The 15,312-nt window shown below is 68.5% G+C and carries 15 protein-coding genes and 3 pseudogenes; 8 read left to right on the top strand and 10 right to left on the bottom strand.

Annotated features, from left to right (window positions below):
• Positions 1 to 174 precede the first annotated feature (174 nt).
• From ABD357_RS23975 to ABD357_RS44800, 3 genes and pseudogenes are all read left to right on the top strand, one after another.
• Positions 175 to 2,838: a type 1 periplasmic-binding domain-containing protein gene (locus tag ABD357_RS23975; RefSeq protein WP_344392792.1), complete on the top strand. Its 2,664-nt coding sequence runs from the start codon at positions 175 to 177 to the stop codon at positions 2,836 to 2,838.
• Between the two features lie 57 nt (positions 2,839 to 2,895).
• A pseudogene (locus tag ABD357_RS23970) lies at positions 2,896 to 4,167 on the top strand (helicase associated domain-containing protein); the annotation flags it as partial.
• Between the two features lie 21 nt (positions 4,168 to 4,188).
• Positions 4,189 to 4,797: a helicase associated domain-containing protein gene (locus ABD357_RS44800; protein WP_425584974.1), complete on the top strand. Its 609-nt coding sequence runs from the start codon at positions 4,189 to 4,191 to the stop codon at positions 4,795 to 4,797.
• Positions 4,798 to 4,840: 43 nt separating this feature from the next.
• Here ABD357_RS44800 and tpg read toward each other — a convergent pair whose 3' ends face one another.
• From tpg to ABD357_RS23950, 4 genes are all read right to left on the bottom strand, one after another.
• Positions 4,841 to 5,398 (bottom strand): telomere-protecting terminal protein Tpg, encoded by a 558-nt coding sequence (gene tpg, locus ABD357_RS23965; RefSeq protein ID WP_344392790.1) that lies wholly within the window; start codon positions 5,396 to 5,398, stop codon positions 4,841 to 4,843.
• 12 nt (positions 5,399 to 5,410) lie between these two features.
• Positions 5,411 to 7,234: a telomere-associated protein Tap gene (gene tap / locus ABD357_RS23960; RefSeq protein ID WP_425584973.1), complete on the bottom strand. Its 1,824-nt coding sequence runs from the start codon at positions 7,232 to 7,234 to the stop codon at positions 5,411 to 5,413.
• 233 nt (positions 7,235 to 7,467) lie between these two features.
• Positions 7,468 to 7,725: a hypothetical protein gene (locus tag ABD357_RS23955; RefSeq protein ID WP_189321805.1), complete on the bottom strand. Its 258-nt coding sequence runs from the start codon at positions 7,723 to 7,725 to the stop codon at positions 7,468 to 7,470.
• 239 nt (positions 7,726 to 7,964) lie between these two features.
• Positions 7,965 to 8,180, bottom strand: coding sequence for a hypothetical protein (locus ABD357_RS23950; RefSeq protein WP_344392789.1), 216 nt, complete (start codon positions 8,178 to 8,180; stop codon positions 7,965 to 7,967).
• Between the two features lie 339 nt (positions 8,181 to 8,519).
• Here ABD357_RS23950 and ABD357_RS23945 point away from each other — a divergent pair, with 339 nt between their 5' ends.
• Positions 8,520 to 8,990, top strand: a complete 471-nt coding sequence (locus ABD357_RS23945; RefSeq protein WP_344392788.1) for a hypothetical protein — start codon at positions 8,520 to 8,522, stop codon at positions 8,988 to 8,990.
• A gap of 46 nt (positions 8,991 to 9,036) precedes the next feature.
• Here ABD357_RS23945 and ABD357_RS23940 read toward each other — a convergent pair whose 3' ends face one another.
• Positions 9,037 to 9,336, bottom strand: coding sequence for a NucA/NucB deoxyribonuclease domain-containing protein (locus ABD357_RS23940; RefSeq protein ID WP_425584977.1), 300 nt, complete (start codon positions 9,334 to 9,336; stop codon positions 9,037 to 9,039).
• A gap of 374 nt (positions 9,337 to 9,710) precedes the next feature.
• Positions 9,711 to 9,935 (bottom strand): hypothetical protein, encoded by a 225-nt coding sequence (locus ABD357_RS23935; protein WP_344392786.1) that lies wholly within the window; start codon positions 9,933 to 9,935, stop codon positions 9,711 to 9,713.
• A gap of 184 nt (positions 9,936 to 10,119) precedes the next feature.
• Between ABD357_RS23935 and ABD357_RS23930 the strand changes: the two genes are divergently transcribed.
• From ABD357_RS23930 to ABD357_RS23915, 4 genes and pseudogenes are all read left to right on the top strand, one after another.
• Entirely contained in the window at positions 10,120 to 10,650 is a 531-nt protein-coding gene (locus ABD357_RS23930; protein ID WP_344392785.1) for a hypothetical protein, read from the top strand.
• An 8-nt stretch (positions 10,651 to 10,658) separates the two neighbouring features.
• Positions 10,659 to 10,973, top strand: a complete 315-nt coding sequence (locus tag ABD357_RS23925) for an ArsR/SmtB family transcription factor (protein ID WP_344392783.1) — start codon at positions 10,659 to 10,661, stop codon at positions 10,971 to 10,973.
• Entirely contained in the window at positions 10,970 to 11,389 is a 420-nt protein-coding gene (locus tag ABD357_RS23920) for an SRPBCC family protein (RefSeq protein ID WP_344392782.1), read from the top strand. Before ABD357_RS23925 ends, ABD357_RS23920 begins: the two co-directional genes overlap by 4 nt.
• A 155-nt stretch (positions 11,390 to 11,544) precedes the next feature.
• Positions 11,545 to 11,845, top strand: a pseudogene (locus tag ABD357_RS23915) (transposase); the annotation flags it as partial.
• Positions 11,846 to 12,314: 469 nt separating this feature from the next.
• Here the strand turns inward: ABD357_RS23915 and ABD357_RS23910 are convergent.
• From ABD357_RS23910 to ABD357_RS23895, 4 genes and pseudogenes are all read right to left on the bottom strand, one after another.
• Positions 12,315 to 12,662 (bottom strand): annotated as a pseudogene (locus ABD357_RS23910) (ATP-binding protein); the annotation flags it as partial.
• A gap of 71 nt (positions 12,663 to 12,733) precedes the next feature.
• Positions 12,734 to 13,996, bottom strand: coding sequence for an ISL3 family transposase (locus ABD357_RS23905; protein ID WP_344392781.1), 1,263 nt, complete (start codon positions 13,994 to 13,996; stop codon positions 12,734 to 12,736).
• Positions 13,997 to 14,283: 287 nt separating this feature from the next.
• Positions 14,284 to 14,700: an SRPBCC family protein gene (locus ABD357_RS23900; RefSeq protein WP_344392780.1), complete on the bottom strand. Its 417-nt coding sequence runs from the start codon at positions 14,698 to 14,700 to the stop codon at positions 14,284 to 14,286.
• A 27-nt stretch (positions 14,701 to 14,727) separates the two neighbouring features.
• Positions 14,728 to 15,090 carry a VOC family protein gene (locus tag ABD357_RS23895; RefSeq protein ID WP_344392779.1) on the bottom strand — a complete coding sequence of 121 codons (363 nt, stop codon included), beginning with the start codon at positions 15,088 to 15,090 and terminating at the stop codon, positions 14,728 to 14,730.
• Between the last annotated feature and the right edge of the window lie 222 nt (positions 15,091 to 15,312).

The raw sequence follows: 15,312 nt of genomic DNA, 5'->3' as shown, positions 1-15,312 counted from the left end.
GGGGATGGCGTGCCGAACTTTCCCAGTGATCCGGGAGCGACAGATTTTGTACGGGGTTTCAAGGCCGTGGTGCGTCCAAGTGGCTGGGCGTCCCTCAACAAACACACGCCGCCTCCTGTCCTGATCAATACGGGAGGCGAGGGGCAGCACGCTACGGACCGGGCTACCCTGACGGTGGAGGCGCTAGAACAGGCGCTGCGCCTGAACGACGATCGCGCCGTCGCCTATGCCAAGCTGCTGGTCACCCAGGGCGGACAGGGTGGCCACCCGGGCGAGAAGCTGCTGACTTTGCAGGTCGGGCAGCAGCTGCGCGAATGGAGGCCCCCCACGCGGGCCGGGAAGCTCAGGCTGCGTGACTTCGACCTTGTCGAGCGAATGGTGGAGAGGGCCCGAGCCGTCGCGGCCCAGCCGGATCCCGAGGGCGGGGCACTGCACCAGGAGCTCAACGGCAGGGCGATGCGCGACTGGCTCTACGCGCAGCGGACCGAGGATTCCGAACACGGCGGGATGCCGCACGCCCTCGCCCAGCTGGCTCCCGCTCCCGGGCAGAACACCGGGACGCTCATGACCGCTCTGCTGACGGTGCTCGCGAAACCGCTCTTCATCAAGCTGCCCCGGATGCTGTGGGACTGGCGCTGGACGTGGCGGTGCGTCAGGTCGGGAAAGTACGGCTGGGCCCGAAAGTGGCTCAACATTACGAAGCCGTACGGGAGTTTCATCGACAGGATGTCCGAGCTGCTTGAGGCACAGGCGACGGCGCTGCGGAGCAGCGATGCCAGTGATGCCGCCGCCAGGCAGAACCCGCTCTTCGAGCTCGAAAAGTTCTTGATGCGCGCACTGCTGGCGGACCTGCACCGGGCGCGCGCCGGCCGCTTCCTCGGACCGTGGAAGCGGCGGAGGCGGACCCGTCGCGTGGTGCTGCTCGAACTGCCCCCGGCCGACAGCGGTCAGGCGCGGGACGTCGAGCGCTTTCTCCAGGCGTATCGCAGCGCGTATCGCGAGCGGGGCAGCTCCTCGCTCTTCGTGGTCGGCGCCGGGTTGCCGCAGGGCTACGCCGACCGGCCGGAGCAGGGCTGGGACCGGCAGGCTGAGGACGGTCTCGCCGTCGCCGCGCAGCATCTGCGGCAGGACGCCGGGGCACCGGGTGACGCGGGCGACCCGTGGCTCCTGGTCCCCACCATCCCGGAGAAGTACTTCGCGGGAGGCGGTATCGCGGGCGGAGGGCTGCCCGTCGTCCCTGTCCGGTCGCATGTCCACCCCTGGGGACCGGGCGGGGAAGGAGGGGTCGAACTCGTCGCCGTCGCGGTGACGCTCGCCCTAGTGGCGCAGTGGCTGGTTGGCGGGGGCGAGGGCAGGAACGTCGACTGTCTCGACGGCGCCACCGTGGCAGCGAACGTCACACCCGAAACTCTGCCCGGGGTGGACCTGCCGCAGAACGGACTCCGGCGGCAGAAGCCCGAGGACGAGTATGTGGCCGTACGCAGGGCCATCGACAAGCTGAACGAGAAGGCGCTGGCCGCCGAAGCCGCCGCCAAGACCGACGAGAAAATCATCGTACGCAGGGTGGTCCACCTGGGCCCGCCCATCAGCTCCGACGACAGCAAGGCGGGTTTCAACGGCGCCCTCGCCGAACTGCGCGGCGTCTGGATGGCCCAGGCCCGTGTGAACCACGAGGCCGAGCAGGACACGGACCGGGTGCGACTGGTGGTCGACGTACGCGACGCCGGGAAGGACTTCGAGAACGCCGCGAAGGTCGCCGAGAAGGTCGCCGACGAAGCCGAGAAGAGCAAGAGCCACCAGGACAGCCGGACGATCATCGGTGTCGTCGGATTCGCCGAGAGCCGTCAGCAGACCCTGCGAGCCGCCCAGGAATTCGACCGGCACAGGATTCCGGTGGTCGGCACGACCGCGACGGCCGTCGCCATGCACACAGATGGCGGCTACTACCGGCCCCTGGCGCCGAACAACGACCGTGAGGCGAAGACCGAGGCGGCCTTCGCCGACAGCGGCAGTGTCATCGAGAAGACCGACGACCCCGCCGAGAACAGCGGCAAGTGCGACACCGCCCTGCAAGCGGTCGTGGTGAAGGACCCCGACGACCTCTACAGCGACGAACTTGGGGACAAATTCATCGAGCACTTCGAGGGCCGTACGCACACCCTCAAATTCCCCAGCACGACGATCAGCGCCGGCGAGGCCGCCGACCAGATCTGCCGACGCAAGAAGGACGAGCGGCGGACGGTCGTGTACTGGGCATCGCGCGTCGAGCGGTTCAGGGCCTTCCTGAACAGCTACAGCAACACCAACTGCGCGTACCAGAACCTGACCGTCATCGGCGGCAACGAGCTCACCAACGCCGCGATGCGCGCCGAGGACGACTACGCCCAGAACTGGCTGCGGCTCTACCACACCGTCCATGTCCTCCCGGTCGGCCACAGGGAAAGGAACGGAGAGGCGGAGCGGTTCACCAAAACCTACGCCTACTACGCCGGTAAGGAAGACCTCTGGCTCAACGACGGCCGCGCCCCCCTGGCCTTCGACGCCCTACGCCTCATTGGCCTGGCCGCCGACGAGGCCAACGACAGCAACACCGGCGAGGTCAGCGCGTCCGCCGTCAAGTCCGAGCTGGACGACGAGATCGAGCTGGAAGGCGCGAGCGGCGCGATCCGCTACCCAGAGGACAACATCTACTCCAAGCCCCCGCTCGACAAGGGCCTGGTCATCGTCCGCCACACCGAGGACGGCCCCCGCCCGGCGCTGATCTGCGGCTCCTTCAGCCTGAACAGGGAGCCGATAAAGGGGTGGGGACCGAATAACAGCGACTGCCCTACGGACTGAGACGCAGCGTCTCCGGCTTCGTCGCCGCTTACCTGCTCGGTGTGAACCCGGCCGATGCTCGCCATCGTGGATGAGGCCCACGGTACGGCGAGGGATCTTGGCAGGCCGTGGGCGGCGATCCACGACAACGCCCGCATCCCCGCCGACTTCCGGCTCTACCTGACCGCGACCCCGCGCATCCTCGCCGCGCCCCGGCCGCAGAAGGGCGCGGACGGCCAGGAACTGGAGATCGCGACCATGGCCGACGACCCGGACGGGACGTACGGGTCGTGGCTGGCCGAACTCGGGCTCTCGGAGGCGATCGAACGCGAGATCCTCGCCGGGTTCGAGATCGACGTGCTGGAGATCCGCGACCCCTCCCCGGTCCTCGGGGAACCGGAGGAGGCGCAGCGCGGCCGGCGCCTGGCGCTGCTGCAGACCGCGCTCCTGGAGCACGCCGCCGCGCACAACCTGCGCACCGTGATGACCTTCCATCAGAAGGTGGAGGAAGCGGCGGCGTTCGCGGAGAAGATGCCGGAGACGGCAGCCGAACTGTACGTCAACGACACCTCCGACGACGACCTGGCGGCCGCAGACCGCCTCCCCGCATCGTCGATCAACGCCGAGTTCTACGAGCTGAAGACCGGCCGCCACGGACCGCCGGACCGCGTGTGGTCGGCATGACTGTGCGGCGACCACCTCGTCACCGAACGGCGGGAAGTCCTGCGGCAGTTCGCAGGCGGCATCGACGCCACGGGCCGGCGCGTGCACCGGGCGTTCCTCGCCTGCGCGCGGGTCCTGGGGGAAGGCGTCGACATCACCGGCGAGCGGGGCGTGGAGGCCGTGTGCTTCGCCGACACCCGCGGCTCGCAGGTGGCCGGAGAACTGGAGGAACGGCGCAAAGAGCTACTGGACGCGCCGGAGGCCGGAATGGTGTGGGAGCCCGGCGAAGAAGCCTGGGAGAACAAACTCGCCGCGCTCCGGTCCTACCGGCAGGCCGCAGGGCACCTCGCTCCCCGCCAGGACACGGTCTGGGGCGAGGGCGACGCGCTGGTGCCCATCGGGCAGCACATGGCCAACCTCCGCAGGAAAGGCGGCCTCGGGAAAAACCCCGAGCGCGCGCAGGCTCGGGCCGCGCAACTGACCGCCATCGACCCCGACTGGAACTGCCCCTGGCCACTGGACTGGCAACGCCACTACCGCATCCTCGCCCACCTCGCCGCCGACGAACCCGACGGCGTCCTACCCGACATCGCACCCGGCGTACTCATGGACGGCGACGACATCGGACGACGGCTGGCGCGGATGCGGGAGGCAAGCACCTGGGCGCAGCTGTCCACCGAGCAGCAGTAACGGCTGACCACGCTGGGCGTGACACCCGTTGAGCGCCCCACGCCTGCCCCGGCCGCCAAGAGCGGTGGGAAGGCGTCAGCGGCCTTTCAGCGCGGCGTGCAGGCCCTCGCCCAGTGGGTGGAACGGGAAGGCGCCAACCGGCCGCCGCCGCGCGGGCACAGCGAGAAGATCGCGGTCGACGGCGAGACGGAGCCGACGGTCGTGAAGCTGGGCGTATGGACTTCGAACACCCGGGCGAGGTGGGACAAGCTCACCCAGGAGCAGCAGGCCGCCCTCGCCGCGCTGGGCATGCCCTGGGCCAAGGCCGCAGCGGTGCCGGCCCCGTCCGGTGCCCCGGCACCGGTGGATGACGGTCCCGTCCAGCCCGCGCCGTCAGACGGGCAGGCGCAGGAGGACCACGACCAGGGCGACACCGTGACGGAGGAAGAACGCGAGACCCAAGCATCGCGGGGCAGGGCGCGGATGTCGCGCCTCACCGAGCTGATGCGCAGGCACACCAAGGCCGAACTGCTGCACATGGCCTACGCGGGCGGCCTGGTGAACCACAACTCCCCCGAGAAGTGGCGCAAGGACGAAATCGCCTCCGCTGTCATGGACATCAAGTTCCGCGCTGCCGACCGGCTCTGACCACAGCATGATGCTGTCGACGGGGCTCGCGGCTGTTCGAGATCTACAGGTCGAACTCGAGGTGCTCGATGTCCGTGAAGTGCACCTCCTCCAACTGTCCGGCGCGGCGGCCGTTGTCCTGGAAGTACACCTCCTTGAGTGCCTCAGCCGCGAGCTCCTGGAGGCGCTGCTCGGTGGCGCCCTGCTCCTGGGCGTCGAAGAGGCGGGCCGCGTACTGCGGGGGCAGGGCGACGGTCAGGTGCCGGATGCGGTCCTGGTCGGTCGACCCGATCGGCGCGGTGTAGCCGAGCCGGGCGCGGGGGTCGATGACGATGCCGCCGGTGGTCGCCGCCTTCTCGCGGGCTTTCGCCCGGATCTGCGGCTGCCAGCGGGCCTTCACCTCGCGCTCCAGGCGGGCGGCGAGGTCCGGGCGGGGCTTTTTGATCTGGTCCTTCACGTACCGCTCGACGGTGCGCTGGGAGATCCGCAGCATCCGGGCGACCGCCTTCGTGCCCTTGAGCTGCTTGACCAGGTACCGCATCTGCGCGGGCGCGCTCTTGGGCGCCGGGCGGGTGAACGCCTTCTGCACCGCGGCTTCCAGGCCGTCCCCGAACAGGCTCATCGTCGCCCTCTCCTACTCTCCGTTGTCGACGTCGGTGACGGTGCCGTCCTTGATGTACCGGGCGAGGTTGAGCTCCGGCGCGTTGAACCGCTCGCGGACCTCTTCGCCCCACAGCACCTCCTGGGTGCCCTCCCACTTCACCAGGCCCGGGTTGATGCCGAGCTTGAAGCCGCCCGGCAGCGGCTTGCCGTCCCGGTAGGGCAGGAACTCCAGCGGCGACGGCCCGTCGGAGGCGTAGACGGCGCAGTCCGAGAGGACCGCGACCGGGTACTGCCCGGTGAAGGCAGCGTGCTTGACGATCTTGCGGTGCATGTTGGTCCGGGTCCGGGAGATGACGGCGGCGCGGATGTCCGGGCGCCACGTCGGCCGGGCAAGGGCCCGCCACGGCTGCCCGGGCTTCCAGCCCTCCCCCCGCGGGCGCTCGCGCAGCTTGCCGATGCCGCCCTTCACCGTCGCCTTGATCGCGGACACCACGATCGCCAACTCCGGGTCGCGCTGACGGTAGCCGTCCATCGCCTTCAGGAACTCCTCCGGGCTCGCGCCGGCGGGCACGCCGAGGTCGGCCATCGTGGCGAGGTAGGCATCGCGCAGCCGGTTGTACCAGGCGTCCAGGTAGCGGCCGTTGTCGTGGCGGACGTAAGCCTCGATCGGGCGCACGTCGTAGCCGAGCTCCACCGCGTAGGCGACGGTTGGTGTCGCGTACCAGGCCGGGCCCTCGGGCCGCTCGCCTTTCGGCGTGAACGGACTGGGCAGCAGCTCGCCGTCCAGGTCCGTCCACTCCTTTGCGAGCTTCACGCGGGACAGGTCGACGTGGCTGAGGTCGACCAGCCAGGAGCCGGGCAGTTTCGCGTCGAAGACGGGGTTCTTGACGTACGTCGGCGCGCCCAGGCCGACCGTGAGGCCGTTCGCGCCGGCGGCGAAGGCCATGTTCACGTCGATGCCCACCAGGTAAGGGCGAAGGCATTCGGCGTCGGTGAGCGGGCGCGCCCAGTTGTACGCCTCCTCCACCAGGACCTCGGCCGGGGTGCGCCGGTGGAAACGCGGCAGATCGGCGAGCAGCGGGTGCCCGTCCGGGGCCTCGCACGGCGCGCAGTCCACCGGATCCTTGCCCAGCGACCCGGGGGTCTTCTCGTCGGCCTGCCGGAAGCCACCGGTGGCCTCATCCCGCACGGCGTGGGTCGGCGGGTGCAGCGCGGTCATCAGCTCCAGGCCGGTCACGGCGGTGGAGCCGCGCGGCGTCATCACCCGGGATGCGTATACGCCCAGCACCCGGGCGAGATCCGCCGGCGCCAGCTGTGCGGCGTGGCCCCAGTGGCGGGAGTCGAGCGCGTTCCACGACGGGATGCACAGCTGCACGCACCGGCGGCCGGAGCCCTTGGCGGGGCGGTAGATCCGCGCCCACGGCCCGAACCCACGCTTGGTCAGCTTCCAGCCGGCAGGCATCAGCTGCTTGATGACCTTGTGGCCCTCCGGGATCCGCCCGGCGAGCCGCTCCTCCTCGGTGAGAGCGACGGGCAGGCCGTAACGCTCCAGCGCGGCATCGGTGAGGACGATCAGCGGGTCGGCGTCCTTGCCCGGCCCCGACAGCTTCGGCTGACCGAGCCGGGCCTCCTTCAGTGTCCAGTCCACCAGGGACGGCAGGCTCTTGGCGGGCACGTCCAGGACCAGGCCGCCGGTGCAGTACGCCAGCACCTGACCGTCTTCAACGTCGACGACCGCCAGCGGACCGTTCTCGAACCGCGCATCGGCACCACCGGCCGGCCGGACGCCGCGACGCCAGCCTGGTCGTGGCCGCCGGATGCAGCACAGCGGCGGGGCGCAGCGCGGTGTTCTCAAAAGCAGGCTCTGGGATCGGGCCTGCGGGTTCGGTGCGGGCTTTGACCGGTTCAGCTCCCGTTGGCGCAGGAGCGGCTGGGAGGGTGGGCGTCTCGGGAACCGCCGTGTCCTCAGAGGCCACCGGGACGTTGGCTTGGTGGCCAAGTGGTCCTCGTGGTCGAAGCCCAATTTCTGGGCGGAATACGCGAAGTGCCCCCGATCACGCTGGTGGAGGTCGAGGGCACGGTCGTGCGCTACTGGCTGTTCTTCTCTTCCAACCATTCCACGTAGTTGTGAGAGGCGTTGCTGCCCTGCTTGCCGGGCGAGATCTTCAAGATCGCCTTGTCGTTCTCAGGGTTACCGCTGAGATACGCCTCGGTGAGGACGTACGGCAGCCCGTCCACTCGGAACCGAATACTGCCGTCGGGGTACGCGCTGACGCGTACCTTCCGGCCGTCAGGAAGCTCGATCGGATCGGCAACGAAATGCGCCTTGAGGGGCTGATCAGCCATACAGACCTCCAGGTCATACAGGCTCGACAGGAACGGGCAGCCTACCGCCAAGCTCGGCTGCCCAGGACGCGTTCTTCGAGCAGCTCGGGGTGAGCCCGATCTACCAGGCTGCGCGAGACGCTGGGCGGCTGACGCCGTAGCCGAGCGGCTGGCTGTCGCGGGAGCAACGGGGCGCTTGCACGAGTACCCTCCCCGTTCATGACAGAACCGAGGGCGAATGCACATCCGGTGCCCGATCGTCAGAACCAGATGTCGGGCCTCTTCGTTGTCTCGCTCTCCGTCTTCCTCACGAACTGCTTCCTGAGCTGGGGAAAGGCGTATGTGATCAACGATGACTTGCCCAACTTCTGCGGCGATGTACGCAGAAGACTCTTTCCGCCGGAGGTGGCGTGCGTGGCCGAGAACGGCACGGTCACCGGCGGGAACGCCTGGTGGGTCGCGCCTCTGTTCTTCACCTCGGGCGCGCTGACCCTGATGTTTGCGGTCTTGGCCCTCAGAAGGGCCCGCGGTCAGCCGGAAGGCGTGAGACGGCCTCCCAGGAGGCTCTCCACACCTTTCAGTGGTCATCACGCCAGCGGTACGCGCTCCTTGCTCAGGTTCAGAAAATGTCGGCGACAGCGCCGTCGTCAACGGCCAGCGACCCGTCGATCGCGAAGCAACAGGGCGGCCATGCCCTCGGATCCGGCGGGCCACTCCCGACGAATTCACCAGCCTCATCGGCGACTTCGTCGACTGAGCCTGCCGCCGGATAGGATCACTGATGATGATGTCGCGTCAGATGCTCGGGAGTAGTGGTGGCCGAGTTGATCCAGCAGCAGGAGCTGGACGTAGAGGTCGACTTCTACGGTTTCGCTCTGCAAGACCTCGACGACACGCAGGTCCCTCTTGAGTATCCGGAAGGCCGTGAGGCCGGGGGTGCGTTCCTGACCGTTCATGAGGGTCGGCTGGACATCGAGAGCGCCGGCCACACGCACACCGCCGCGCTGACTGCCGAGGTGTGGGATGCCGAGCCGCCCGCTGCCGATGGCCGCGGGGCCTGGGAGGAACGTGCGGAAGCGCGGCTTCACTGCCCATCAGGCGAGCTGGCCTTGTGGGGTGTCGCGACCGGACCGATGGACGCCTCCGTGCACCTGTCGGATACGGACGGCATGTGGCAGGTGCGGGTGTATTGCGAGGGCCGCCGTGAGGTGCAGCGCCTGGCGCAGGAGGGCGTGCCGGAGGGCATCGAGCGCTACCTGGTGCAGTTCTGGCCCGCCGCAGGGTGAGAGGGCGGCCAGGCCCCTCCGTCGGGATCCTGGCCGCCCGGGCCGGCTATGAGGTGATCTTGACGAGGAAGCCGTCGTCCATGCCGTCGATGATGCGGTTCTTCTTGTAGAACTGGCCGAGCAGGGTCCCGGCGTCCCCGCTCTGCTTCTTGATCACGGGCAGGACGGAGAAGTTGTTCTTCTCCGCCTGGGGATCGTATTCGGCCTGTGCTGTGCCCTCGTAGGTGGTGGCGAAGGGGAACTCGTCGCAGTTCTTGGTGTTGTTCTCGCTGTAGCCGGCGCCGAAGTAGCGGCGGCAGTTGCTCACCGCCCGCGCGCGGTTGTCCTTGCGGCGCTGGCTGTCCAGGAACAGGCGGTGCAGTGGGGCGGACGATGTCTGCCCGGGGATCTTCTTGTTGCCGTTGGTCGGCTTCGTCGCGGCCAGTGTGGTGTAGGCCTTCTGATGTGAGCGGCCACTCCGCGCTCCGGCGCGGTCGACTTGGTGCTGTAGACGAGGGTGGCCAGGTAACTGAAGGATGCGGCGCCCTTTTTCGCGGGGTTGCCGCCACCGGTGGGGTTGCTCAGGTACTTGCCCGCGTCCCAGCGAGGCGCGATCATCGCGGGCTTGCCCACCGCGGGACTGTCGCCGACCCAGCCGGGAGGCAGGGTAGAGGTGAGCACCGGCTGGTAGAAGCCGAAGACCACGTCCGCGGCCCCCGCACCAGTGCCCTGGCCCGGCGCCTAGCGCACGGCGTGGGTGAAGTGCGCCGAGGGCATCTGCTGCAGCTGGTCGAAGGTCTTCGTGATCGGCAGGTCGCCGCCCACCTTGGGGCTGGCGCTCGCCGGCCAGTCCTTCGGGACGGTACCCTCGATCTTGATCTTCAGGCCGCTGGTGGCCGTAGTGTTGATCTTCTTGAAGTCGGTTGCGTCGTAGTCGAAGCAGATCGTGCGGTCGTTCTCCTTCACCGTGCCCCGGACGTAGAGAACGGTGATTTCGGCCGGTGTGGGGGGTGATCGCGCCAGTACCGGCGTGTCGCCCCAATCTTGTGATCGTTTGTTCGACAGGGGTGGTGGTGACCGGCAGCGGAGGGCCCGCTGCCATGCATTACCGGGGGTTTCACGAGCGAGACCATGGCTTCGTCGTGCTCGTGTGCGGGCGGCGGTGCTGCTGGCGGTGGGGGTTTTGACGCAGGCGGCCGCGCCGGGGGCGGCAGCCGGCCCGGAGGACGAAGTGCGGGCACAGACGTTCATGCTGCCGCCTGGCGCGCCGGTTCCGGGTCTGGAGGAGCTGCGTTCGGGGGAGGCACGCGGCCGCCTGGCAGCCGAGTCCGGTCAGCTGACCGGCGGAAGTACCGCGCTGGAGACGGTTGGGCCTGCGGCCGGTTACGGTCGGCAGGCGGTGACGCCGTCCGCGACTGTCGCGCCCGTTACGGCGCGACAGGGGATGGCGGCAGCGGCTGACCCGGTGTCGTATCCGAATCCGGCTCGGACCATGTCGCTGGCCGAATGCAAGACGCACATGGCGGGGGATGCCGCGATCTATATCAAGTCGCGGTTCGCGGTGTGTACCGGCCTCAAGGTCACGACGGTCTGGATGCGCAGCAACGGCAACCCGATCAGTACCAGCTCGTTCACAGATACGTCGGAGAAGGTTGACACGTCGGAATCTTCCGACGCATAGTGGCGGACATGGCAGTAGTCGATGTGTTCAGCGCGCTGGCCAATCCAGTGCGGCGCAGGTTGCTGGAGGCACTGCGGGATGGTCCGCGCGCGGCGGGTGATCTCGCCAGCGAGTTCGCGCTCAGCAGGCCCGCGGTTTCCGAGCACCTGTCGGTGCTCAGGAATGCACGGTTGGTGCGAGAGGAGCCACGGGGGCGGCATCGCTACTACCACCTCGAGGCGGAGCCACTTGCCGAGGTGGGCGAGTGGCTGCATCCCTTCGAGCACTACTGGCGCGCCCGGATGGGGGCGCTGGCCGACCTGATCGACGAGGAGAACCCGTGATCACCACCGACCCAGCTGTCATCCGCTGTGACCAGTTCATCGCCCATTCACCCTCGGTGGTCTGGAGGGCTTTGACCGACCCAGACCTGCACGCGCGGTGGTGGGCAGCTGGTGATGTGCAGCCTGTCGTAGGCCACCGCTTCACCTTGGACATGGGGACCTGGGGACACCAGGCCTGCGAAGTGCTCGCCGTCGAGCCCGAGCGCCTGCTCCGCTACAGCTTCGCCCCGGGCTCTCTGGACACCACGATCACCTGGCAGCTGCTCCCAGAGGGGACCGGCACGCGCCTGCTCCTCGAACACGCCGGCTTCGACCTGGACTCCCCGCTGGGCAAGGCCGCGCTCGAAGGCATGGGACGTGGATGGCCCGATGTCCTGCAGCGCATCGAGCCGGTCCTCACCGCGGCAACCCAGTAGGGACCAGCGCAGCCACCCCACCGCCCGTCAGGGCACGACAACCCTCCTATGTCTCGTGATCACTGGTGCGGGATGATGGCCGGATGCGCGGTGAGGACGGGCTGTTCGAAGTCGAGTCGGGCGAGGCGAGGCGGCCGCAGGGCCGTCCGGCGGCGGTGGACAAGACCTTCCGGGCGTTCGCCCGCATCAGGTCCTGCTGCTGCCGCCGTCGCTGGACGACTGGCTGCCCGAGGGCCACCTCGCGCGGTTCGTCGCAGACCTGGTCGACGAGGTGCTCAACCTCTCCAAGGTGCTGGCCGACTACACGGATAAGCGCGGCTACCCGCCCTATGACCCGCGACTGATGCTGCGTCTGCTGACCTACGGCACACCAGCGGAGTGCGCTCATCCCGGGCGATCGAGCGCAAATGCGTGGACGATGTCGCGTTCCGGTTCCTGGCTGTCGGCGTACAACCGAGAATGTGGTCGGGTAGCCCGGGGGAATCTCACCCCCGGGCTACCCGACCACTTCAGCTCGTACGCCGACACTTCGGTGCCCAGCTATACCCCGGCAGCATCGCCACGGACCGCACATCGCAGTCTTGGTCCGGGCCTCCCGAAACCCATGGGATAAGGGCGGCGGGAGAGGAGAGGCCATCGGATAGAGCACTCTCCAGCACTGCAAAGCGGCCCATCCACCAGATTCGGCAGACCGCTGACGACTCACGGGACGTCAACCACTGGTTCAGTTTCCTTGCACCCATTCCGTCTTCGCTTGCGGGCACGAACCACCTGGTGGTGTCGGTCCGCCCCTACGTTGTCGAGGCTGCTTTCCGGCCTCACCCCCAACCCGGCGTTCAGCCTGCCTCCAGCTTCAACCGGTCCCTGCGAGGACCGACGGCGGGCCTCTCATCCCGCGAGATCCATCAGCGCCTCGTGGCGCACATCCGAGTTCGTCGATACAGAGCAGGTCGACGCGGCCGTAGCGGGCGATGGTCTTGGACAGCCGTTTCTCGTCGGCGGCCTCGACCAGCTCGTTGACGAGCTTCGTCGCCAGGGTGTGTTTCACCCGGAAGCCGGCCATCGCAGCCTCGGTGCCCAGCGCGATCAACAGGTGCGACTTGCCGGTCCCCGAGTCGCCGATCAGACACAACGGCAACCCCTTCTTGACCCACTCGCACGAGGCCAGGGTATGGACAGCAGGGTCGATGGCGGGGTTCGCGTCGAAGTCGAACGCCCGAAACGACTTGGCGCGCGGGAACCCGGCGGCCTTGATCCGGCGTTCGGGGCAGCGGGCCAGGACGTTCTTCAAATCGGCGCGGTCCTCCTCGCTCAGGGCCGTGGGGTGACGGGTGAGCCAGCCGGTCACCTGCCGCACCGACGGCGGCGGGGCGGCGTGCCCGACGGTGCGGTGCGCAGGGTGGCAATGTGAGCGCGGACCATGGCGTAGGTGACGGGGGCGTGCTCGGCAAGCAGTTCGCCGTGCAGCCGGGTGACGCTCGTGCATCCTGCGGGGAACCGTCGCTCCAGGTAGGGCTTGTAGGGATCCAGCCGGCTGGGCCGGGGCCGGTTCTCGCGGAAGGTGTCCTGCCAGCGCACGGCGCGCGCATACCGCAGCACGGTGTTGAGGCTCCAGCCCAGGTGCCGGGCGATCGCCCGACGCGAGTGGCCCTGCGCGAGCAACTCATGGACCAGGGCGTGCGCGGCCTTCTTGCGCTCAGCCCGCCGGCCGACAGGATCCGGGCCGGGACGGTCCGAATTGTCTTGCGGCGATCCGGTGTCCGAACGTGGCGCCTCCGACAGCGGGTCGACGAGCGACGGCTTGGGTTGCGGCGATCCGGTGTCCGAACGTGGCGCCTCCGACAGCGGGTCGACGAGCGACGGCTTGGGTTGCGGCGACGGGGTGCGCAGGCAGTCTCGGTGGGCGGCGACGCAGGTCTCCACGGCCCGGCCGAGGTTTTGCCACAAGTGGAACCGGTCGGCGACCTGGAGAGCGTCGGGAGCGCCGAGTCGGGCACCCTCGGCGTAGGCACCCGCCCGGTCTCGGCAGATGATCTTCACGCCTGGGTGGGTAGTCAGCCACGTGGCCAGCGGCCCCGCTTCGCGTGTCGGGAGCACATCGACCACATGGTGGGTTTCTCCGCAGGTCAAGACGGTGGAATAAGTCTGGCCCCGACGGATCGCGAAGTCATCCACACCCAGCACGCGCGGCGTGCTGAACTGCGGATCAGGCAGCGCCATGACCCTGCGCAACAAGGTCATCCGCCCTGCGTCGAGGCCCAGTTGGGCCGCCAGTCGGGCGCCGGCGTGTCCGGCCAGCGCGAGCCCGATGCGCTCCAGGGTGTGGTTGAGCCGAGTGGTGAACCGCGCGTACGGCGCGGTCAACTGAGCGAACGGCTCGGCGAACGTACGACGCGGGCAGTCCGCCGCGCCGCAGATGAATCGCCGGACCGTCAACAAGATCACGACGCTCTGCTCACCGAGCGGGAGATCCTTCAACCTGCGCTGATAGGAGTCGTGCACCCGGTCCGAAAAGCGACCGCAGTCCGGACATGCCGCCCCGGCCGCCCGGTCTCTCGCCACCACATCGACCGTGCCGAAGGCGGCGGTCACCGCCTCGACGTCCACGTCGTCGATCCCGTCGAATACGAGAGAGTCCCAGAACGCTGCATCGGCCTGCATAACCAGCACCGTCACCGGCCACAGCCGACCGCGGCGGATACGAGCAGAGAACTGACGGAGCGTCACTCCCACCTGTTTGACGGCGAGGCGTACGCGGTCTCACGCGAACCCGTGTGAACGGTCGCCGATATTCCCCTGGGAGAAGTTCACGAGCTTTCCCACGGGGATAGCGGACGCGGCTCCATCGGGGCCAGGCCCCTGCCGGAGCCGCGCCGCACTTCCAAGCCGCTCGGTCAGTTGTCCAGCGTGGCTTGGGTCTCCAGCGTCTGCTTGATCACGAGTGCTCCCTGGTCGACCATCTCGGCGATAGGGCCTGCGAGGTCGTCCGGTGTCACATCGGTGATCCAGACGAACCGACTGTGGTCCTTGCCGTCCGCGAAAACCTGCATCGACGCGTGGTGGTGCTTGGGGGCCAGTGACCCGCCGACCACCGCATAAGCGACCCGGCGGGCTTCGTGGTCGATATCAACGAGAAGCTCGTGCACCACGACGCCGTTGGAGAAGGTCACGACTCTGGTATCCGCCTCGAGACGTGTGTCTGTGACAAAGCCGGGTGCCAGGCGCCGGTGTATCTCGCTGACGTCGCGGACTGCCGCCCAGACGTTGTCGGGGGCGCTCTCGATCAGGAATTCCTTGTGGATGTGAGCCATGTGGGGTCTCTCCTGTCTGCCGGGTGGTCAGTCGCCGGTGGTGAGGCAGAACGGGTGCCCCTCGGGGTCGGTGAGCACCACCCACTTGCCCTCGCCGGGCTGGAACTCGGGCTTCGCTGCCCCGATAGCGAGCAGCTCCTTGGCGGTGCTCTCCAAGTCGGTGGCGGTGAGGTCGAGGTGCGCGTGCTTGCGGGCGTCGGGCCAGCCCGGGGCCTGGTAGCCCTCGATGCGCACGAAGGCGATCTCCATTCGACCGCCGTTGCCCAGGGAGGCGAAGTCCTGGTCGCAGTAGGTGATCTCCCAGCCGGTGGCCTTCCTGTAGAACTCGGCGAGCATGGCCGGATCGGCGCAGTCGATGACGACCGCAGTGAACTCTGCGAGAGCGGGCATGCCAAAACCCCTTCATATGGGTGCTGGTGACATGTGACGTGCCCCGCCTGTGCCGGCGACGCGGCGCCGGTGCACTGGGCCGGGCGGCCGGGCCGGGGCACGTCGACCAGCCTGCTCGCGGCACTAGGGCCTGTGTGATGTCGTGATCAATCGGCTGTTCGCAGGATGTCTTCGAGCCAGATCATCGAGGCGCGGAGTTCGAGGCCTGCGAGGTAGCTCTCG

The organism is Streptomyces vastus (assembly GCF_039532825.1).
Lineage (GTDB): Bacteria > Actinomycetota > Actinomycetes > Streptomycetales > Streptomycetaceae > Streptomyces > Streptomyces vastus.
This window is presented reverse-complemented; position numbering and strand designations above follow the sequence as displayed.